This is a genomic window from Magnetospirillum sp. UT-4, assembly GCF_902729435.1.
Taxonomy (GTDB): domain Bacteria; phylum Pseudomonadota; class Alphaproteobacteria; order Rhodospirillales; family Magnetospirillaceae; genus Magnetospirillum.
Genome location: NZ_CACVCG010000053.1, coordinates 34790 through 54914, shown reverse-complemented (window position 1 = coordinate 54914; position 20125 = coordinate 34790). Strand labels below are relative to the sequence as shown.

The following is a 20125-nucleotide window of genomic DNA, read 5'->3' as shown; positions in this document are numbered from 1 at the left end:
TAGGACGGGCTAGAGTGAATAGTCACGCACCAAACTGGGAATTGGAGTTTTCCGATTGCGCGTCATCAGCGTTCCCTTCGCAGCCAGGCATCGCGCCTGGACGTTGATCCTTCTGCTGCTGGCCACCTGCGCGGCGGCGCTGGGCTACGGAGCCTGGAGCGACTTCCGCGCCGCCCGGGTCCAGGCCGAGTTCGAACTGCGCGACATGGCGGGCGTCGTCGGGCAGCATGCCGGGGCCCAGCTGGTGGCGGCCATGAACCTGCTGCGGGAGTTCGAACACCACCTGCTGATGGAAGGCGACGGCGCCCTGCCGGGCCGGGCCGGGCTTGCGGCCGCCCTGGCCCGGATGAAGGCCGGCCTGCCGGAGGGCCGGCGGCTTTGGGTGGCGGATGCGGCCGGGACGGTGCTCGCCGGCACCCTTCAGGCGGACGAGGCCGTCAGCGTCGCCGACCAGCCCTATTTCCAGGCCGCCCGCTCCGGCCAGGAGATGCATATCGGAGCGTTGGCGCTGGGGCGGCTGTCGGGCCAGCCGGTGGTCACCGTCGGCCGCCGCATTGCCGGCGCCGACGGCACTTTCCTTGGGGTGGTGGCGATGGCGCTGCCGCCCGAGACCCTGACCGACATCGTGCACACCCTGCATATGGGGCGCGGCAGCATGGTCACCGTGGTGGGAACGGACGGCATGGTGATCGCCCGCCATCCCCTGCCGGCGGAGCGTCTTGCCGCGGCAAACGGCCCCCTGCGCGCCGCCTTCCCCATGTCGGACCTGGCGGCGCGGCCCATCGGCACCGTCACCTATGTCTGTCCGGTGGACGGGGTCGAGCGGCTGGTGGCCTATCGCAAGTTCGCCGCCATGCCCATGGTGGCCATCGTCGGGCGGCCGCTGGCCGACATCCGCCAGGCCTGGCGGGCCGACCAGACCCGCATGGTGCTCAGTCTCAGCCCGCTGATAATGGCGGTGCTGGGGCTGGTGTGGCTGACCCTGCGCGGTTTCCGCCACGAAGCCGGCGCCACCACGGCGCTGGTCCGCGCCCTCGCCGACCGCGAGGTGTTGCTGGCCGAGGTCCACCACCGGGTCAAGAACAACCTGCAGATCGTCCAGTCGCTGCTGACCATGGAGGCCTTGAGCGCCCCCACGCCCTGCCGCGGCGGCTACGAGGAAAGCCAGGGACGGCTGGTCGCCATGGGCATGGTGCACGAGCTGCTCTATGCCTCGGGCGAGTTCGGCCGGGTCGGCTGCCGCACCTATCTGGAACGGCTGTGCGCCCTGCTGCTGCGCGACCGCCCCGAGATCGCCTTCGGCATCGACGGCTCGGCCGGTGACATCGACGTCGATCGCGCCGTGCCCTTCGCCATGGCGGTGAACGAGATGATCAGCAATTGCCTGAAGCACGCCTTCCCAGACCAGCGGCCGGGACGCCTGCGCATCGGCCTCGAGCGGAGCGGCGGCGAGATCGTGGTGTCGGTGGCCGACAATGGCCCCGGCCTGCCCGCCGGCTTCGATCCCGAGAAGGGCGGCAACATGGGGCTTCGCCTGCTGCGCGGCCTGGCGGCGCAGCTGGGCGGCAGCGTCGCGTTCGCAAGCGGGGCGGGCACCACCGTCACCTTGCGATTTCCCTCGGTGTGCGGTGCCGCAACGCCTTGACCGGGACCGGGGCGCTGGTTAGGGTTGCGCACCTTCCCGCGAGACCTTGCCAGACGGCGGAAACCCATGGGCCACGGCGCCACCAGGAAGCCCAGCTTCCAGCATCTGATCCTGACGCTGCAGAACTTCTGGGCCGAAAAGGGCTGCGTCATCCTGCAGCCCTACGACATGGAAGTGGGGGCCGGCACCTTCCATCCCGCCACCACCCTGCGCGCGCTGGGGCCGGAGCCGTGGAAGTGCGCCTATGTCCAGCCCTCGCGCCGGCCCAAGGACGGCCGCTACGGCGAGAATCCCAACCGGCTGCAGCACTACTACCAGTACCAGGTACTGCTGAAGCCGAGCCCGCCCAATTCGCAGGAGCTCTACCTGGACTCCTTAAGGGCACTGGGCATCGACCCGCTGGCCCACGACATCCGCTTCGTCGAGGACGACTGGGAAAGCCCGACCCTGGGCGCCTGGGGCCTGGGCTGGGAGGTGTGGTGCGACGGCATGGAGGTGACCCAATTCACCTATTTCCAGCAGGTCGGCGGCATCGAGTGCGACCCGGTGGCGGTGGAGCTGACCTACGGCCTGGAGCGCCTGGCCATGTATATCCAGGGCGTCGAGAACGTCTATGATCTCGACTTCAACGGGGACGGCGTCACCTACGGCGACGTCTTCCTGCAGGCCGAGAAGGAATACTCGGCCCACAATTTCGAGGCGGCCGACACCGACATGCTGCTGCGCCACTTCCTCGACGCCGAGACGGAATGCGAGGCCCTGCTGAAGGCCGGGCTGGCGCTGCCGGCCTATGACCAGTGCATCAAGGCCAGCCATCGCTTCAATCTGCTCGACGCCCGGGGCGTCATCTCGGTGACCGAACGCCAGAGCTATATCGGCCGCGTCCGCGCCCTGGCCAAGGCCTGCTGCGAAGGCTGGCTCGCCAGCCGCGGCGCCGCCGGAGGCGGCATTGGCCAAACTTCCGCCTCTGGCGGAAAGGAGGCCTAGGCGATGGCCGAGCTGCTGCTGGAAATACTCTCCGAGGAAATCCCCGCCCGCATGCAGGCCGGCGCCGCCGAGGCGCTGTACCGCCTGGTCGCCGAGGGCCTGAAGAAGAACGGCCTGGCCTTCGACGCGGCACGCGCCTACGTCACCCCGCGCCGCCTGACCCTGGTGGTCGAGGGCCTGCCGGCCGCCGCCCCCGACGTCTCCGAGGAACGCCGCGGCCCCCGTGTCGGCGCCCCCGACCAGGCCATGGCCGGCTTCCTCGCCTCCACCGGGCTGAGCCTGGAGCAGCTGGAGAAGCGCGACACCGGCAAGGGCGAGTTCTGGTTCGCCCTCATCGAGCGGAAGGGCCGCGCCACCCCCGAGGTCGCCAAGGAGGCCATCGAGGCCGCCATGGCCGAGTTCCCCTGGCCCAAGTCGCAGCGCTGGGGCGCCAACGCGGTGCGTTGGGTGCGCCCGATCCAGTCCATCCTGTGCCTGTTCGACGGCGCCGTGGTGCCGGTGGCGTTCGGTCCGGTGACGGCCGGCGACACCACCGCCGGCCATCGCTTCCTGGCGCCCGCCCGCTTCGCGGTCAAGGATTTCGCCGATTACGCCGCCCGGCTGGCGGCGGCCAAGGTGGTGCTCGACCCGCTTGAGCGCCGCCACGCCATCAGGAAGCAGGCGGAAGAGGCGGCGGTGCGCGAGGGGCTCCAGGTGCGGGCCGATGACGGCCTGCTGGCCGAGGTCACCGGCCTGGTGGAATGGCCCAACGTGCTGGTCGGCACCATCGACGACCGCTTCATGGCGGTGCCGTCCGAGGTGCTGATCACCTCCATGCGCTCGCACCAGAAGTATTTCTCGCTGCTGCGGGCCGACGGTTCGCTGGCGCCCCGCTTCCTGGTGGTCTCCAATATGGAGGGTGAGGGCGCGGCCATCGTCGCCGGCAACCAGCGGGTGCTGCGGGCCCGGCTGTCCGACGCCGCCTTCTTCTGGGAGACCGACCGCAAGCATTCCCTGCAAAGCCGCCTGCCCAAGCTGTACGAGCGCACCTTCTATGCCAGCCTGGGCACCCTGGCCGACAAGGTCGAGCGCATCCAGACCCTGGTGTCGGAGCTGCCCTTCCTGTCGCTGGAGGAGAAGGGCGCGGCGCTGACCGCCGCCACCCTGTGCAAGGCCGACCTGTCCTCTGAAATGGTGGGCGAGTTCCCCGAGCTGCAGGGAATCATGGGCCGCTATTACGCCCTCAACGACGGCCTGCCGGCTGTGGTCGCCGATGCCGTCGCCGAGCATTATTCGCCGGCCGGCCCCTCGGACCGCTGCCCGACCGCGCCGGTCAGCGTGGCGGTGGCCCTGGCCGACCGCATCGACAGCCTGGTCGGGTTCTTCGCCATCGACGAGAAGCCGACCGGCTCGAAGGACCCCTTCGCGCTGCGCCGCGCCGCCCTGGGCGTCATCCGCCTGGTGGTGGAGAACGGGTTGCGGCTGCCGCTGCGGCCGCTGTTCGCCTCGGCCCTGGCCCAGTACCTGAAGCAGGGCCATCCGGCGGTGGCCGCCCGTTCCGGCGATGGCGGCGCCATGCCCGACCTGCTCGACTTCTTCGCCGACCGCCTGAAGGTGGCGCTGAAGGAGAAGGGGGTGCGCCACGACCTCATCGATGCGGTCCTGTCCCTGGGGCATGAGGACGACCTGGTCCGCCTGCTGGCCCGCGTCGATGCGCTGGGCGCATTCCTGGGCAGCGACGACGGCGCGAATCTTCTGGTTGCTTATCGCCGTGCGGCGAATATCGTGAGGATCGAGGAGAAGAAGGACGGGACGGCCCATGCCGGCCCCGCCGACCCGGCGGTGCTGCGCGAGCCCGAGGAGAAGGCCCTGTTCGCCGCCCTGGCCGAGGTCCGGCCGGCGGCCGCGGCGGCCCTCGAGGGCGAACGCTTCGCCGAGGCCATGGCCGCCCTGGCGGGCCTGCGCCGGCCGGTGGACGCCTTCTTCGACAAGGTGACGGTGAATGCCGAGGAGGGGAACCTGCGCGCCAACCGCCTGAAGCTGCTGGCCGAGATCGGCGCGGCCATGGGCGCGGTGGCGGACTTCTCCAAGGTGGAAGGCTGATCGAACAAACGCGGGGGAGCCAACCCCCGTTCCGCGCAATGGGATCGGGTGCGTCTGCGGGCGCCGGTCCGGGGTCAAGAGGTGAGGGACGAGCCATGAGCAAATGGGTTTACGGTTTCGGCGGCGGCCGCGCCGAGGGGCGCGCCGACATGAAGAACCTGCTGGGCGGCAAGGGCGCCAACCTGGCGGAGATGGCCAATCTGGGCATCCCGGTGCCGCCCGGATTCACCATCACCACCGAGGTCTGCACCTACTACTACGAGAACGGCGAGACCTATCCCGCCGACATCAAGGAGCAGGTGAGCGAGGCCATGTCCCGGATCGAGGAGATCATGGGCAAGACCTTCGGCGACAATGCCGACCCGCTGCTGGTGTCGGTCCGCTCGGGCGCCCGGGCGTCCATGCCGGGCATGATGGACACCATCCTCAACCTCGGCCTCAACGACCTGTCGGTCGAGGGTCTGGCCAAGAAGTCGGGCGACCCCCGCTTCGCCTATGATTCCTATCGCCGCTTCATCCAGATGTATTCCGACGTGGTGCTGGGCGTCGACCACCACCACTTCGAGGAGATCCTGGAATCGGTCAAGGACGACCGCGGCATCAAGCTCGACACCGAACTGACCGCCGACGACTGGAAGAAGGTGGTCGCCCAGTACAAGGAGAAGGTCAAGGCCCAGCTCGGCAAGCCCTTCCCGCAGAACGTCCAGGACCAGCTGTGGGGCGCCGTCGGCGCGGTGTTCGGCTCGTGGATGAATCAGCGCGCCATCACCTATCGCCGCCTGCACGAGATCCCGGCAAGCTGGGGCACCGCCGTCAACGTCCAGGCCATGGTGTTCGGCAACATGGGCGACGATTGCTGCACCGGCGTCTGCTTCACCCGCGATCCCTCGACCGGCGAGAACGCCTTCTACGGCGAATTCCTGGTCAACGCCCAGGGCGAGGACGTGGTGGCCGGCATCCGCACGCCGCAGCAGCTGACCCTGCACGGCCGCGAGCTGCAGCATTCCGACCTGCCCTCCATGGAAGAGGTCATGCCGGACGTGTTCAAGGAGCTGAACGCCATCCGCCACAAGCTGGAGGCCCATTACCGCGACATGCAGGACATGGAGTTCACGGTGCAGCAGAAGCGCCTGTGGATGCTCCAGACCCGCACCGGCAAGCGCACCACCAAGGCGGCGCTGAAGATCGCCGTCGACATGGCGCGCGAAGGCCTGATCACCCGCAAGGACGCCATCGGCCGCATCGATCCGGCGGCGCTCGACCAGCTGCTGCATCCCACCCTCGACCCCAAGGCACCGCGCCAGCTGCTGGCCCGCGGCCTGCCGGCCAGCCCGGGCGCCGCCTCGGGCAGGATCGTGTTCTCGGCCGACGAGGCCGAGGTTTGGGTCAAGGACAAGAAGGAAAAGGTCATCCTGGTCCGCATCGAGACCTCGCCCGAGGACATCGGCGGCATGCACGTCTCGGAAGGCATCCTCACCACCCGCGGCGGCATGACCAGCCACGCCGCCGTGGTCGCCCGCGGCATGGGCACCCCCTGCGTCGCCGGCTGCGGCGAGATCCGCGTCGATTACGCCGCCAAGCAGATGAAGGTGGCCGGCAAGGTGGTGTCGGAAGGCGACGTCATCACCATCGACGGCGGCACCGGCGAGGTGTTCATGGGCTCGGTTCCCACCGTGCAGCCCGAGCTGACCGGCGACTTCGCCACCCTGATGGAATGGGTGGACACCATCCGCACCCTGAAGGTGCGGGCCAATGCCGAGACCCCGACCGACGCCGCCACCGCGCGCAAGTTCGGCGCCGAAGGCATCGGCCTGTGCCGCACCGAGCACATGTTCTTCGATCCCCAGCGCATCCTGGCGGTGCGCGAGATGATCCTGGCCTCGGACGAGGCCGGGCGCAAGGTCGCCCTGGCCAAGCTGATCCCGTTCCAGCGCCAGGACTTCATCGACCTGTTCCTGATCATGCAGGGCCTGCCGGTGACCATCCGCCTGCTCGACCCGCCGCTGCACGAATTCCTGCCCCACACCGAGGTCGAGATCGCCGAGATCGCCAAGGCCGCCGGGGTGGACGTGGACACCGTCAAGCAGCGCAACGCGTCCCTGCACGAATCCAACCCGATGCTGGGCCATCGCGGCTGCCGCCTCGGCATCACCTATCCGGAAATCTACGAGATGCAGGCCCGCGCCATCTTCGAGGCGGCGGTGCATGTGTCCCGGGATACCGGCCGCACCGTGACCCCCGAGATCATGATCCCGCTGGTCGGCGCCAAGAAGGAGCTGGACCTGATGAAGGCCAGCATCGACAAGGTGGCGGCCGAGGTCTTCGCCGAGCAGAGCTATGCGGTGAAGTACCACGTCGGCACCATGATCGAGCTGCCGCGCGCCGCCCTGCTGGCCGGTGAGATCGCGGAAAGCGCCGAGTTCTTCTCGTTCGGCACCAACGACCTGACCCAGACCACCTTCGGCATGAGCCGCGACGATTCGGGGCCGTTCCTCGAGGTCTACCGGGCCAAGGGCATCTACGACCACGACCCCTTCGCCCAGCTCGATCAGCAGGGTGTGGGCGAACTGGTCAAGATCGCCGGCGAACGCGGCCGCGCCACCCGCCCGGGCCTCAAGCTCGGCATCTGCGGCGAGCACGGCGGCGACCCCAGCTCCATCGGCTTCTGCCAGAAGGTCGGTCTCGACTACGTGTCGTGCTCGCCCTATCGCGTGCCGATCGCCCGCCTCTCTGCCGCCCAGGCCGCCCTGGGCGACACCAAGGGCAGCGGCATGCATTGATGAGGAGTGTGGTTCTTTTCGGCTCCCTCCCTTGACGGGGAGGGAGCGTGGATGGGGTGACGCAGCGCATGGCTGCGGCACCTCACGCCGTCATGTCCCGACGTGATCCTTGGGGCGTCCGCACCGGACAGATGCTCAGTAGGCCCGCTCGATGCAGAAATCGATGACGTCGATCATCGCCTGCTTGACCGGCGTATCGGGGAAGATGCCCAGGGCGTCGCGGGCGACCTCGCCGTAATGGCGGGCGCGGGCGACGGTGTCGGCCAGCGAGCCGTGCTTCTCCATCAGCGCGATGGCCTTTTCCAGGTCGCCGTCCTGCTGCTCCAGGCGCTCGACGGTGCGGCGCCAGAACTCGCGCTCCTCCTCGCTGCCGCGGCGGAAGGCGAGGATGATCGGCAGGGTGATCTTGCCCTCGCGGAAATCGTCGCCGACGGTCTTGCCCAACACCGCCTGCTTGGCCGAGTAGTCGAGCACGTCGTCGATCAGCTGGAAGGCGACACCCAGGTTGAGGCCGTAGGAATCCAGCGCCTCCTCCTCGGCGCGCGGGCGCTCGGCGACCACCGCGCCGATGCGGCAGGCGGCGGCGAACAGGGCGGCGGTCTTGGAGCGGATCACCTCGAGATAGGCATCCTCGCTGGTGTCGGTGTCGTTGGCGGTGATGAGCTGCAGCACCTCGCCCTCGGCGATCACCGACGAGGCGCGCGACAGGATGGCCAGCACCGACAGCGAGCCGTCCTCGACCATCAGCTCGAACGAGCGCGAGAACAGGAAGTCGCCCACCAGCACGCTGGGCTTGTTGCCGAACAGCGCGTTGGCCGAGGCCTGGCCGCGCCGCAATTCGGATTCATCGACCACGTCGTCGTGCAGCAGGGTGGCGGTGTGGATGAACTCGACGCAGGCGGCCAGCTTGACGTGGCGTTCGCCGGTATGTCCGGCCAGCCGGGCCGAGGCCAGGGTCAGCACCGGGCGCAGGCGCTTGCCGCCGGCGGCGATGAGGTGGCCGGCCAGCTGCGGGATCAGAGCCACCGGGCTGTGCATGCGCTCCACGATGGTGCGGTTGACCTTTTCCAGGTCGTCCTTGACCAGAGCCACCAGGGCATCGAAGCTTTTCGCCTTGCGGCTGCGCTCCCCTTCGAGACTGACCACGATCGCCACGCCTGCCCACTCCCTTGATGCGGCTGTTCCCCGTCCGCGCGGACGAACATAGTGTTGCGGTGAAAGGGCGGTCAAGCTTACATCCGCAACGGTTTCGAACTTAAGGAACGGTCCCATGCCGACGGGGGGGATGGAAGCCACCACCACGGATCACTTTCTGGGCGGGCGGCTGGTGATCGCCCAGCCGGTGCGCGGCTACCGCGCCGGTTCGGACCCGCTGTTCCTGGCGGCGGCGGTGACGGCGCAAGCGGGCGAGACGGCGCTCGATCTGGGCTGCGGCGTCGGCACCGCGGCGCTGGCGCTGCTGGCACGGGCGGCGGGGGTGCGGGCGACCGGGCTGGAGCTGCAGCCGGAACTGGCGGCCCTGGCGCGGCGCAATGCCGAGGCCAACGGCCTCGCCGACCGCTTCCGCGTGGTCGAGGGCTGCCTGGGGACGCCGCCGCCCGAGCTGAAGGGGGCGGCCTTCCACCACGTGCTGACCAATCCGCCGTGGTACGAGCCCGGCAGCGTCCAGGACCCCGAGGCCGACAGCAAGCGCATCGGCCACGTCGAGGGCGAGGTGGATCTGGCGGCGTGGCTGGCGGCGGCGCTGCGCCGGGTGCGCCCGCGCGGGCATCTGTGGGTGGTGCACCGCGCCGACCGGCTGGGCGACATCCTGGCCGCCCTGGCGCCGCTGAGGGTGGGCGGGGTGCGGGTCTTCCCGCTGTGGCCGAAGGCCGGGCAGCCGGCGACCCGGGTGGTGGTGGCGGCGCGCAAGGACGTGCGCACGCCGCTGGAGGTCCTGCCCGGCCTGGTGCTGCACCACGCCGACGGCAGCTACACCGCCGGCGCCGAGTCCGTGCTGCGCGGCGCCTCGCCATTGTGGTGAACCCGTCCGGGTGCTTCGCCTGTTCCCCTATGCAGGTTCCGTCCGGCAAGGAGAACATGCCATGGCCGCTCCCCCTCCCGACACCACCGTCATCGCCCAGGCGCTGAAGGGCGTGGACTTTCCCTGCGACCGCGACATGCTGGTGCAGTATGCCCGCGATCGCCAGGCCGACGAGGGCGCGGTCGATGTGCTCGCCCGGCTGGCGCCGCGGCGCTACGAATCCATGGCCGACATCCTGCATGGTCTGGGCGGCGGCGACGACACCGGCGGCGAGCCGCCGCCTTTCGTCATTCCCGCCTCCGACGTCCGCTCCGAAGTGCTGAATCCGTGGCTGTGGATGGCCGAGGGCACCCTGCGCTACTGGCAGTTCGTCGGCCGCCTGATCGGGCTTTGGTGGCCGCCGCCGGGGGGGCGTTAGGGTTCCGGGGCTTGGCAGGCCGGCCGGCGCTTTCTATCTTGGCGCCATGGACATCTCGGATAGCATGAACGAGTGGGTCGAGCGCTTCTCCAACCCGCCGCCGGTGGTGACGGTGGTGCGGCTGGCCGGCCTCATCGCGGCCGGCGGCGGCATGCTGCGCGGCGGCCTCAACCTGGCCGGCCAGGCCGGCGTGCTGAAGGCGGCCTTCGCCCCCCGGCGGCTGGCGGCGGTGGCGCTGGCGATCAATTCGCCGGGCGGCTCGCCGGTGCAGTCGTCGCTGCTCGGCCGGCGCATCCGCGCCCATGCCGAGGAACGCAAGGTGCCGGTGATCGCCTTCGTCGAGGACGTCGCCGCCTCGGGCGGCTACTGGCTGGCGGCGGCGGCCGACGAGATCGTGGTCGATCCCGCCTCCATACTCGGCTCCATCGGCGTGGTGTCGGCCGGCTTCGGCTTCCACGACGCCATCGCCCGCCTCGGCATCGAGCGCCGGCTGCACACCCAGGGCGAGCGGAAGCGCCTGCTCGACCCCTTCCTGCCCGAGAAGCCCGAGGACGTGGCGCGGCTGGAGGCGCTGCAGGGCGACATCCACGAGGAATTCAAGGCCTGGGTGCGCGAGCGCCGGGCCGGCCGCCTGAAGGCCGACGAGGCGACCCTGTTCGACGGCGACATCTGGACCGGACGGCGGGCGGTGGAGCTGGGCTTGGCCGATGCCATCGGCGACCTGCGCTCGACCGTGCGCGCCCGGTTCGGCGACAAGGTGCGCATCCTCCCGGTCGGCCGCCGCCGCGCCTGGCCGTGGCGCGGCCTGTTCCGGGGCGCCGCCGACCACGCCTTGGCGGCGCTGGAGGAACGCCTGGCCTGGGCCAGGTGGGGGTTGTAGAAGCCTCATAGGCGTTAACCTAGGCCGGAGCTGCGCCTCATTCGGGCCTCATCCTGAGGAGCCGCCGAGGGCGGCGTCTCGAAGGACCAGGCCCGTGGCACGGCGTCCGTGGCCCGCCGCACCCTTAGAGACGCCCCCAAGGGGGCTCCTCAGGATGAGGCTACGGATACGGAATGACCTAAGTTAATGCCTGTGTGTAGCAGCCCCCCCCTATTTCAGCTCGCGCCCGTCGTCCCGCAGCCACACGTACAGCGCCGGGATCACCAGCAGGGTCAGCGCCGTCGAGGACAGCAGGCCGAATACCAGGCTGATGGCCAGGCCCTGGAAGATGGGGTCGGCCAGGATGAAGGCGGCGCCGATCATCGCCGCGGCGGCGGTCAGCGCGATGGGCTTGAAGCGGGTGGCCCCCGAATCCAGCACCGCCTCGCGGATGCTCGCCCCCTCGCGCAGGCGGCCGCGAATGAAGTCCACCAGCAGGATGGAGTTGCGCACGATGATGCCGGCCAGGGCGATGAAGCCGATCATCGAGGTGGCGGAGAAGGGGGCGTTGAACAGCATGTGGCCGATGACGATGCCGATCAGCGTCAGCGGCACCGGCACCAGGATCACCAGCGGCAGGCGGAAGCTGCCGAACTGGGCCACCACCAGCAGGTAGATGCCGAGGATGGCGACGCCGAACGCCGCGCCCATGTCGCGGAAGGTGACGTAGGTGATCTCCCACTCGCCGTCCCACAACAGGGTCGGCCTGCTCTCGTCCAGCGGCTGGCCGTGGTACTTGACCTCGATGCCGGCGGGCAGGTGGTCCTCGACTGCGAACATGCCGTAGATGGGGGCCTCGAAGCGGCCGGCCAGATCGGCGGTGACCATCTCGGCATAGCGGCCGTCGCGGCGGAAGATGGGCGGCGAGGCCGGCTCGACCGAGATTTCCACCACGTCGCCCAGTTCCACCGTGCCCGTGCCGGCGGAGCCGGCCTCAACGTCATGCGGGCTCCGCCCGCGGGCCGGCACCGGCGTGGTCGCCAGCAGCTCGCCCGGGCGCTGGTCGGCGCGGGCCAGGGCCACCACGATCTGCTTGGGCGTGGCGCCCTCGCCGCGATGGGAATAGCCGACCGAGACGCCGCCCATCAGCGCCTGGATGGTGTCGTAGACCGCCTCCTGCTCGACGCCGAAATATTCCAGCCGCTCCTGGTCGATGGCGACCCGCAGGCGCTGCCAGGGATGGGACAGGGTGTCGTCGACGTCGACCACGAAGTCGACCTTGGCGAAGGCTTCGCGCACTTCGGCCGCGGTGCGGCGGCGGGTTTCGGAATCGGGGCCGTAGATCTCGGCCAGCAGGGTGGAGAGCACCGGCGGGCCGGGCGGCACCTCGACCACCTTGAGGGCGGCGCCCTCGGGCAGGGCGATGCCCTTCAGGCGCTCGCGCACGTCCAGCGCGATGGCGTGACTGGCGCGGTCGCGGTCATGGCGCGAGGTCAGGTTGATCTGCAGGTCGCCCAGCTCGGGCGAGGCGCGCAGGTAGGAATGGCGGACCAGGCCGTTGAAGTTGAACGGCGCCGCGGTGCCGGCATAGGCCTGCACCGAGACCAGCTCGGGCACGTCCCTGAGGCGCCCGACCGCGTCCAGCAGCACCCGCTCGGTGGCTTCCAGGGTCGAGCCCTCGGGCAGGTCGACCATCACCTGCAGCTCCGACTTGTTGTCGAAGGGCAGCAGCTTCACCGTCACCGCCTTCAGCGGGAACATCATCATCGCCAGCACGGTGCCGATGGCCACCCACAGCAGCAGCTTCTTGGCCCGGCGCTTGTCGGCGACGATGGGGGTGGCGATGCGGCGATAGAAGTCGCCCAGATTGTCGCCGTGGCCGTGGTGCTCGCCGCGCGCCTTGCCGGCCACCTTCAGCAGCAGCCAGGGGGTGATGATGACCGCGACGAAGAACGAGAACAGCATGGCCGACGAGGCGTTGGCCGGGATGGGGCTCATGTAGGGGCCCATCAGGCCCGAGACGAACATCATCGGCAGCAGCGCGGCGACGATGGTCAGGGTGGCCACGATGGTCGGGTTGCCGACCTCGGCGACCGCCTCCACCGCCACGTCCATGGGGTGCTCGCCCTTGCGCATCAGCCAGTGGCGGACGATGTTCTCGACCACCACGATGGCGTCGTCCACCAGGATGCCGATGGAGAAGATCAGTGCGAACAGGCTGACCCGGTTGATGGTGTAGCCCATCAGCCACGACGCGAACAGGGTCAGCAGGATGGTGGTCGGCACCACCAGCGCCACCACCACGCCCTCGCGCCAGCCCAGCGCCCAGGTGATCAGCAGCACGATGGACAGGGTGGCGAGGCCGAGGTGGAACAGCAGCTCGTCGGCCTTGTCCAGCGCGGTGGCGCCGTAATTGCGGGTGACATCGACCGCAATGTCCTCGGGGATCAGGCTGCCGTGGACGTGGTCCAGGCGGGCCAGGATCTCGTCGGCGACGGTGACCGCGTTGGCGCCGGCCCGCTTGGCGATGGCCAGGCTGACGGTGGGCACCGCCTCCAGCTTGCCCTCGGCGGTCTTGGCGGCATGCCAGGCGCGGTGGCGGGGCTGCTCGCCGCCGACCACCACGGCGGCCACGTCCTTGACGTAGACCGGGCGGCCGTCGCGGGTCATCAGCAGCAGGTTGCCGATGTCGGGCACACCTTTCAGGGTCTGGCCGCCGACCACCGGCAGCTCGCGCCCGGCCTGGCGCACCGCGCCGACCATGAACGAGCGGTTGGCGTTCTCGACCTTCTCGACCAGCTGGTTGAGGGTGACGCCGTAAAGGGCCAGCTTCTCGGGATCGGGCTCGACCCGGATCTCGTCCTTGCGGCCGCCGACGATGTACGACAGGCCGACGTCGTTGACCTTGACCAGCTCGTGCTGGAGCTGCTCGGCGATGGCGAACAGGGCGTTGTCGTTCCAGTTGTCGGCCCGCTCCGGGCGGGGCGACAGGGTGAGCACCACCACCGCCACGTCGTTGATGCCGCGCCCGATGATCAGGGGCTCGGGGATGCCGGTGGGGATGGCGCGCATGTTGGCGCGCACCTCCTGGTGGACGCGCAGGATGGCGGCATCCTCGGAGGTGCCGACGTCGAAGCGGGCGGTCACCACCACGCGGTCGTCCCAGGTCTGGGAATAGACGTGCTCGACCGCGTCGATGCCCTTGACGATGTCCTCCAGCGGCTTGGTCACCAGCTCGGCGGCGTCGGCGGCCTTGAAGCCGTTGGCCTCGACCATGATGTCGACCATGGGCACGCTGATCTGCGGTTCCTCCTCGCGCGGCAGGGCCGACAGCGCGATGGCGCCGACCATCAGCGAGAACAGCAGCAGCAGCGGGGTCAGCGGCGACTTGATGAAGAACTGGGCGATGCCGCCCGAGATGCCGAGCTTCATGTTACCACACCACCTGGTCGCCGTTCTTCAGGCCGGACAGCACCTCGACCTCGTCGCCGGTGGCCTGGCCCAGCTGCACCACCACGGTGGCGCCGTCCTTGAGGCGGACGTAATCGACGCCGAAGCGGCGGCTGACCGCCTCGCGCGGGATGATGAAGGCGGTGCGGCTGCCGGTGGCGACGTGGACCGGGACCCGCTCGCCGACGAAGAAGCCGTCCAGGCGCTCGACCGCCACGTCGGCGATGACGCGGCCGTCCTCGATGCGGGGATAGACCTGGCGCACCGTGCCCTGGCGCCGCGGCGCGTCGCCCGGCGCCATCTCGCGCTGGCCGACCAGCACGGCGTCGCCGACCTTGAGGAAGCGGGCGTGGCGCTCGGGCAGGGCCATGCGCAGCACATAGGTCTCGGCGGCGATGGTGGCGATGGTCTCGCCGGCCAGCACCACGCTGCCCTCGGTGATGTGGACCTTGAGCACCCGGCCCGAGGTGGGGGCCAGCACCGCGCCCTCGCCGGTTCGCTCGGCCGTCACCTGCTTTTCCGCCCGGAGCGCGGAGATGGTGCGCTCGGCCACTTCCAGGCGGGTGCGGGCGTCATCGACGCGGGCGGTGGTGGCGGCGCCCTTGGCCAGCAGTTCGGCGGCGCGGCGCGATTCGATGGCGGCCAGATCGCGTTCGGCCTCGGCCGCCTTCAGCTTGGCATCGACGCCGGCGGTGGCCAGCGCCAGCTTGGGGTCGCCCACATTGGCGATGCGGTCGCCGGCCCTGACCTGGCTGCCCTCGTCCACCAGCAGGCCCGACACCGTGCCGGGGATGCGCGCCCGGGCCAGCACCTGATCGACGCTCTCCACCGTGGCGAACACCGCCTTCAAGTCATCGACCGAGCGGGCCTTGACCTCGACCTCGCCGGCGAGAGTGGGAAAGGCGGCGAGGGTCAGCATAAGGGCGGCAAAGGGCAGGCGCATGGTGGTCTCCGCGATCAGGACCGTTGACATATATATTAGTGTAGTCTAATTTACAAGCGGTCGCGGCAACCGTTCCTCCCCGCGCGCCACCGGAGAAGTGTATCAATGAGCATCGATCGTGTCGTCTTCGCCGTTGCCGGCACCTTCATCCTGCTGACCGTCGCGCTGTCGCAGCTGCATTCGGTCTACTGGCTGGGTTTCACCGCCTTCGTCGGCCTCAACATGCTGCAGGCCGCCTTCACCGGCTTCTGCCCGATGGCCCTGATCCTGAAGAAGGTGGGCGTCAAGCCGGGCTGCGCCTTCGAGTAGGGCGCTTCTTTCCCGCTTCCCTTTTTCGCCCTCTCCCACCCGTCATCGCCGGGCTTGACCCGGCGATCCACGCGGGTCCGCCAAAAAGCGTTTCGAAACAGTGGGTTAAGAGGTGCCACGTGGATGCCCGGGTCAAGCCCACTTATGTCCGGTTTAAATTTCGGCAGGCAATTGCCCCCCTCGCCCGCTTGCGGGAGAGGGGGGCGAGCGCCAGCGAGCCGGGGTGAGGGCGGCGCGCGTCGGCCCGCCCAAGACCTGGAGAAACCAGCGCTTTCGCTGTCGCGAAGCGCACCTCNCCCCCTCGCCCGCTTGCGGGAGAGGGGGGCGAGCGCCAGCGAGCCGGGGTGAGGGCGGCGCGCGTCGGCGCGCCCAAGACCTGGAGAAACCAGCGCTTTCGCTGTCGCGAAGCGCACCTCGCGGCGCGCACCCTCTCCCTCCCGTCGCTGTCGCGACGGGCCCCTCCCTCTCCCGCAAGCGGGCGAGGGTAATCCTGTCTACTTCGGCCAGCGTCACCCTGGACGCAGCCGTCACCAAGGGCTCCAGAAGGCAATCCGAAAATTAAACCGGACAGCCGCGGGTTTCACTTGGCCATGACTGAAAACAACACGCCAAATATGTTAATAAAGCAAAAGACACATTTCCACACAGAAGATTTGTGTTGAATGCACCTGCGAAATGGGATTACATGTCTTCAACGACGTGAAATCCTCCTGAAGCGGAGAGCAGACATGAGCATCCTGAACGCCGGCCTCATCGAACTGGAGCCCTCGGTCGTCCGTGCCATGCTGGATGCCGGCGAGGCGATCCTGGTCGATGTCCGCGAGGAGGAGGAGTTCGCTGCCGAGCGCATCGCCGGCTCGATCCTCAGCCCGATGAGCGACTTCGAGATCGAGACCTTCCCCGTCGCCACCGACCGCAAGATCATCATCTCCTGCCTGGGCGGGGTCCGCTCCGCCGCCATCGGGCGCAAGCTGCTGCAGGCCGGCCAGCCCTGGGTCATCCACATGAAGGGTGGTCTCAATGCCTGGAAGGATGCCGGCTTCGCCACCGAGGTGGGGGCCTGACCATCCGTCGGTGCGTCCTCCCCCCTCCGGCATAATCCCGAAGGTCGCGTCTACCGCACACGTCCCGTTGAGCCGACACCCTGGTTTCGGCGATGGTTCCGGCCCCGGTGGAGCGGTGGCGGCCGCTCCTGCCGAGGCAATCAGGCGGGAGGAGGAAACGGCATGATGGACGTGCGACCAAACATCCATCCGGGCGAGATGCTGCGCGAGGAGTTCCTGAAGCCCTGCGGCGTCGATGTCGAGCGGCTGGCCCGCGACCTCAACATGCCGGTGGAGCGGGTTACCGCCCTGGTCGCCGGCGACGGCCAGGTCTGCACCGACACGGCGCTGCGGCTGTCGCGCTATTTCGGCACCACGGAACGGTTCTGGCTGGAAATGCAGCTGTCCTACGATCTCGAACGGGCGCGGGCCGAGCATGGCCGCATCCAGGCCGAGGTGCGCCCGCTGGGCGCCGGCTGACTCTCCCCGGCGCCCTTGACCCGGGGCGGGCGGGCGCTTACACCCAGGGGAGGGTATCTCTCGCCAACAAGGCAACCTCCCCATGCGCCGGTTCGTCCGCATCATCGTCGGTTTCCTCGCCACGCTCGGACTGCTGGTGGTGGTCGGCCTCGGGTTGTCCATCTGGGCGGCCAGCGCCCTTCACGACCGCGCCCAGCCGCCTTTGCCGCGCCGCATGGTGCTGGAGCTGGACCTGGAGAACGAATTCCGCGAGGCGGAAAGTTCCGATCCCTTCACCCGCCTGTCCGGCGAGAAGAGCTACGTGCTGCGCCGCGTCGTCGCCGCTCTCGACCGCGCCGCCGCGGATGAGCATGTCGTCGGCCTGTTCGCCACCCTTGGCCATGCCCAGCTGGGCATGGCCGGCGCCCAGGAGCTGCGCGACGCGGTGGCGCGCTTCCGCGCCTCGGACAAGCCCACCGTGGTGTTCGCCGAGACCATGGGCGAATTCGGCAACGGCACGGTCGAGACCTACATCGCCTCGGCCTTCGGCGAGGTCTGGCTGCAGCCCTCGGGCGATGTCGGGCTGACCGGCTTCATGGTCGAGAGCCCGTTCCTCAAGGGCACCCTGGAGATGCTGGGCATCGACACCCAGTTCGCCGCCCGCAAGGAATACAAGACCGCCATCGAGACCTTCACCGAGAAGGCCTATTCCCCCGCCCATGCCGAGACCCTGGCCGGGCTGCTGGATTCGTGGACCCGCCAGGCGGTGGACGGCATCGCCCAGGGGCGCCGGCTGCCGGCCGAGAAGGTCCGCGCGCTGTTCGGCAACGGCCCGTTCCTGGCCGCCGAGGCGCTGTCGGCCGGGCTGGTGGACAAGCTGGGCTACCGCGACCAGGCCTGGGCGGCGGCGGCCGGGGCCGGGCCGAAGCCCGAGACCGTGGACATCGCCGATTACGCCGACCATGCGCCCAAGGGGAAGGGGACCAGGATCGCCCTCATCGTCGGCGAGGGCGCCATCATGCGCGGCGAGGCCGAGGGGCCGCTGGGCAAGCCCGAGGGCTTCGGCTCCGAACTCATCGGCCAGGCCTTCCGCGACGCCATCGACGATCCCGAGGTCAAGGCCATCCTGTTCCGCATCGACAGCCCCGGCGGCTCCTACGTCGCCTCGGACACCATCTGGAACGAGGTCCGCCGCGCCCGGGCGGCCGGAAAGCCGGTGGTCGCCAGCATGGGCGCCGCCGCCGCCTCGGGCGGCTATTTCGTCGCCATGGCGGCCGACCGCATCGTCGCCCAGCCCGGCACCATCACCGGCTCCATCGGCGTTTTCACCGGCAAGGTGGTGCTGGCCGAATTCTGGCAGAAGCTGGGAATCACCTGGGACGAGATGCACCGCGGCGACAACGCCACCATGTGGAGCATGAACCGCCCCTTCCCGCCGCAGGCCTGGGACCGGGTCAACGCCATGCTCGACCGCATCTATGCCGATTTCACCGGCAAGGCCGCCGAGGGCCGCCGCATGGCCCCGGAGAAGCTGGAGCAGGTGGCCCGCGGCCGGGTGTGGAGCGGCGCCGAGGCCAAGGCGGTGGGCCTGGTCGATACCCTGGGCGGCTACCCCGAGGCCGAGGCCGAGCTGCGGGCGCTGCTGAAGCTGGCCCCCGACGCGGCGCTGGATCTGGTTGCATTCCCGGCGCCCAAGTCGCCCCTGGAGATGGTGGCCAAGGTGCTGGGCGGCGGCGGATCCATGGCCGAGGACGAGAACCTGCGGACGCTGCTGGGCGCCGCCCGTGTCCTCGCCCCGCTGGCCGAGCGGCTGCAGGCCCTCGACCCCGCCGGCCAGGCCCTGCGCGCGCCGGGCCTGCCGCCGGTGCGGCCGTGAGCGGAGGCGAGGTCCACACCGTCGTCGTCACCGGCGCCAGCCGCGGCATCGGCCATGCCATCGCCCGGCGCTTCCTGGCCGAGGGCTGGCGGGTGTTCACCTGCGCCCGCGCCGAGGTGCCGCCCGAGTGCCGCCGCGACCCCAACTGGGCCCATCACGTGGTCGCCGACCTGGCCGATCCGGCCGGGGCCGAGGCCTTCGTCGCCGAGGTCACCCGCCTGCTGGGCGATTCCCCCCTGCATGCCCTGGTCAACAACGCGGGCGTCAGCCCCAAGACCCCCTACCGCGAGCGCCTGGGGGTGCTGAACGGCTCCATCGACGGCTGGAAGCAGGTGTTCGAGCTGAACTTCTTCGCGCCGCTGCGCCTGGCGCGCGGTTTCGGCGCGGCGCTGCACCGGGGCCGGGGCTCCATCGTCAACATCACCTCCATCGCCGGCCATTACGTCCATCCCTTCGCCGGCTCGGCCTATTCCACCTCGAAGGCGGCGCTGTCCGGGCTGACCCGCGAGATGGCGGTGGAATTCGCCCAGCTCGGGGTGCGGGTCAACGCGGTGGCCCCGGGCGAAATCCGCACCGAGATGATTTCCGCCGAATACGAGGCGCTGGTGCCGCGCATCCCGCTGGAGCGCATGGGCACCACCGACGACGTCGCCGGCACGGTGTTCCGCCTGTGCACCGACGACTTCGCCTACGTCACCGGCACCGAGGTCTTCGTCACCGGCGGCCAGCACCTGTATTAACTTCGCAAGCGCAACATCAATTCGTTTGCATTCAACCGCTGCCTGTGGCTACGGTGCGGCGGGCAATACCTTCGGCGCAGGTGCACCTATGTCTATCGTCTGGCTTTCCAGCATGGAACTCGGGCATGCCGGGATCGACCGGGACCACAAGACCGTTCTCGGCATCATCCGTAACTGCGACCTCGCCCTGCGGGATGGGCGGCAGGCGGACGCCGCGGCGGCCATGGCCGACCTGAGGGTGGAGGTGGCCGCCCATTTCGCCCGTGAGATCGACTTGATGAGCGAGGCGCACTACGACCGCACCGAGGAGCACGCTCAGGGTCATCGTCGCGGTCTGGCCGAGATCGAGGGCATGGTCGAGGCGGCGCGGCAGGGGCGCCTCGCCGCCGACGCCATGCAGGGCCTGATCGACACCTTCGCCCGCCGGCTGTTCTTCGACGACGCCCATTTCGTCAATTTCCTGAATCGGTGAATTCGCGCGTCGCCTGTATTCTTGCGGCGCAAGTCGGTG

General features: G+C 69.5%; 16 protein-coding genes. 13 read left to right on the top strand and 3 right to left on the bottom strand.

Features of this window, described 5'->3' with window-relative positions; all coding sequences use genetic code 11:
- Positions 1–55 precede the first annotated feature (55 nt).
- The 4 genes from MTBUT4_RS08380 to ppdK all read left to right on the top strand — a co-directional run bounded on the left by MTBUT4_RS08380 (position 56) and on the right by ppdK (position 7494).
- Complete coding sequence (locus MTBUT4_RS08380) at positions 56–1645, top strand: sensor histidine kinase (RefSeq protein ID WP_173979225.1); 1590 nt, start codon at positions 56–58, stop codon at positions 1643–1645.
- 66 nt (positions 1646–1711) lie between these two features.
- A complete protein-coding gene (locus MTBUT4_RS08375; protein ID WP_173979224.1) occupies positions 1712–2632 on the top strand; it encodes a glycine--tRNA ligase subunit alpha in 921 nt (306 codons plus the stop codon).
- A 3-nt stretch (positions 2633–2635) separates the two neighbouring features.
- Positions 2636–4714, top strand: coding sequence for a glycine--tRNA ligase subunit beta (gene glyS / locus MTBUT4_RS08370; RefSeq protein WP_173979223.1), 2079 nt, complete (start codon positions 2636–2638; stop codon positions 4712–4714).
- 95 nt (positions 4715–4809) lie between these two features.
- Entirely contained in the window at positions 4810–7494 is a 2685-nt protein-coding gene (gene ppdK / locus MTBUT4_RS08365) for a pyruvate, phosphate dikinase (protein WP_173979222.1), read from the top strand.
- Between the two features lie 135 nt (positions 7495–7629).
- Here ppdK and MTBUT4_RS08360 read toward each other — a convergent pair whose 3' ends face one another.
- Positions 7630–8649: a polyprenyl synthetase family protein gene (locus tag MTBUT4_RS08360; protein WP_173979221.1), complete on the bottom strand. Its 1020-nt coding sequence runs from the start codon at positions 8647–8649 to the stop codon at positions 7630–7632.
- Positions 8650–8764: 115 nt separating this feature from the next.
- Between MTBUT4_RS08360 and MTBUT4_RS08355 the strand changes: the two genes are divergently transcribed.
- The 3 genes from MTBUT4_RS08355 to MTBUT4_RS08345 all read left to right on the top strand — a co-directional run bounded on the left by MTBUT4_RS08355 (position 8765) and on the right by MTBUT4_RS08345 (position 10815).
- A complete protein-coding gene (locus MTBUT4_RS08355) occupies positions 8765–9517 on the top strand; it encodes a tRNA1(Val) (adenine(37)-N6)-methyltransferase (RefSeq protein WP_173979220.1) in 753 nt (250 codons plus the stop codon).
- A 61-nt stretch (positions 9518–9578) separates the two neighbouring features.
- Positions 9579–9935: a DUF2795 domain-containing protein gene (locus MTBUT4_RS08350; RefSeq protein ID WP_173979219.1), complete on the top strand. Its 357-nt coding sequence runs from the start codon at positions 9579–9581 to the stop codon at positions 9933–9935.
- A 64-nt stretch (positions 9936–9999) separates the two neighbouring features.
- Positions 10000–10815 (top strand): S49 family peptidase, encoded by an 816-nt coding sequence (locus MTBUT4_RS08345; protein WP_173979218.1) that lies wholly within the window; start codon positions 10000–10002, stop codon positions 10813–10815.
- A 210-nt stretch (positions 10816–11025) separates the two neighbouring features.
- Here MTBUT4_RS08345 and MTBUT4_RS08340 read toward each other — a convergent pair whose 3' ends face one another.
- Both MTBUT4_RS08340 and MTBUT4_RS08335 read right to left on the bottom strand, forming a co-directional pair.
- Complete coding sequence (locus MTBUT4_RS08340; RefSeq protein ID WP_173979217.1) at positions 11026–14226, bottom strand: efflux RND transporter permease subunit; 3201 nt, start codon at positions 14224–14226, stop codon at positions 11026–11028.
- A 1-nt stretch (position 14227) separates the two neighbouring features.
- Positions 14228–15187 carry an efflux RND transporter periplasmic adaptor subunit gene (locus MTBUT4_RS08335; RefSeq protein WP_173979216.1) on the bottom strand — a complete coding sequence of 320 codons (960 nt, stop codon included), beginning with the start codon at positions 15185–15187 and terminating at the stop codon, positions 14228–14230.
- 105 nt (positions 15188–15292) lie between these two features.
- Between MTBUT4_RS08335 and MTBUT4_RS08330 the strand changes: the two genes are divergently transcribed.
- The 6 genes from MTBUT4_RS08330 to MTBUT4_RS08305 all read left to right on the top strand — a co-directional run bounded on the left by MTBUT4_RS08330 (position 15293) and on the right by MTBUT4_RS08305 (position 20086).
- The gene (locus MTBUT4_RS08330; protein ID WP_173979215.1) at positions 15293–15496 is read left to right on the top strand and encodes a DUF2892 domain-containing protein; all 204 of its coding nucleotides are present in this window, start codon (positions 15293–15295) and stop codon (positions 15494–15496) included.
- A 728-nt stretch (positions 15497–16224) separates the two neighbouring features.
- Positions 16225–16560 carry a rhodanese-like domain-containing protein gene (locus MTBUT4_RS08325; RefSeq protein WP_173979214.1) on the top strand — a complete coding sequence of 112 codons (336 nt, stop codon included), beginning with the start codon at positions 16225–16227 and terminating at the stop codon, positions 16558–16560.
- A gap of 165 nt (positions 16561–16725) precedes the next feature.
- Entirely contained in the window at positions 16726–17019 is a 294-nt protein-coding gene (locus MTBUT4_RS08320) for a HigA family addiction module antitoxin (protein ID WP_173979213.1), read from the top strand.
- Positions 17020–17101: 82 nt separating this feature from the next.
- Positions 17102–18874 (top strand): signal peptide peptidase SppA, encoded by a 1773-nt coding sequence (gene sppA / locus MTBUT4_RS08315; RefSeq protein ID WP_173979212.1) that lies wholly within the window; start codon positions 17102–17104, stop codon positions 18872–18874.
- Entirely contained in the window at positions 18871–19614 is a 744-nt protein-coding gene (locus MTBUT4_RS08310) for an SDR family NAD(P)-dependent oxidoreductase (RefSeq protein ID WP_173979211.1), read from the top strand. Before sppA ends, MTBUT4_RS08310 begins: the two co-directional genes overlap by 4 nt.
- 88 nt (positions 19615–19702) lie before the next feature.
- Positions 19703–20086 (top strand): hemerythrin domain-containing protein, encoded by a 384-nt coding sequence (locus tag MTBUT4_RS08305; RefSeq protein WP_173979210.1) that lies wholly within the window; start codon positions 19703–19705, stop codon positions 20084–20086.
- The last annotated feature ends 39 nt before the right edge of the window (positions 20087–20125 follow it).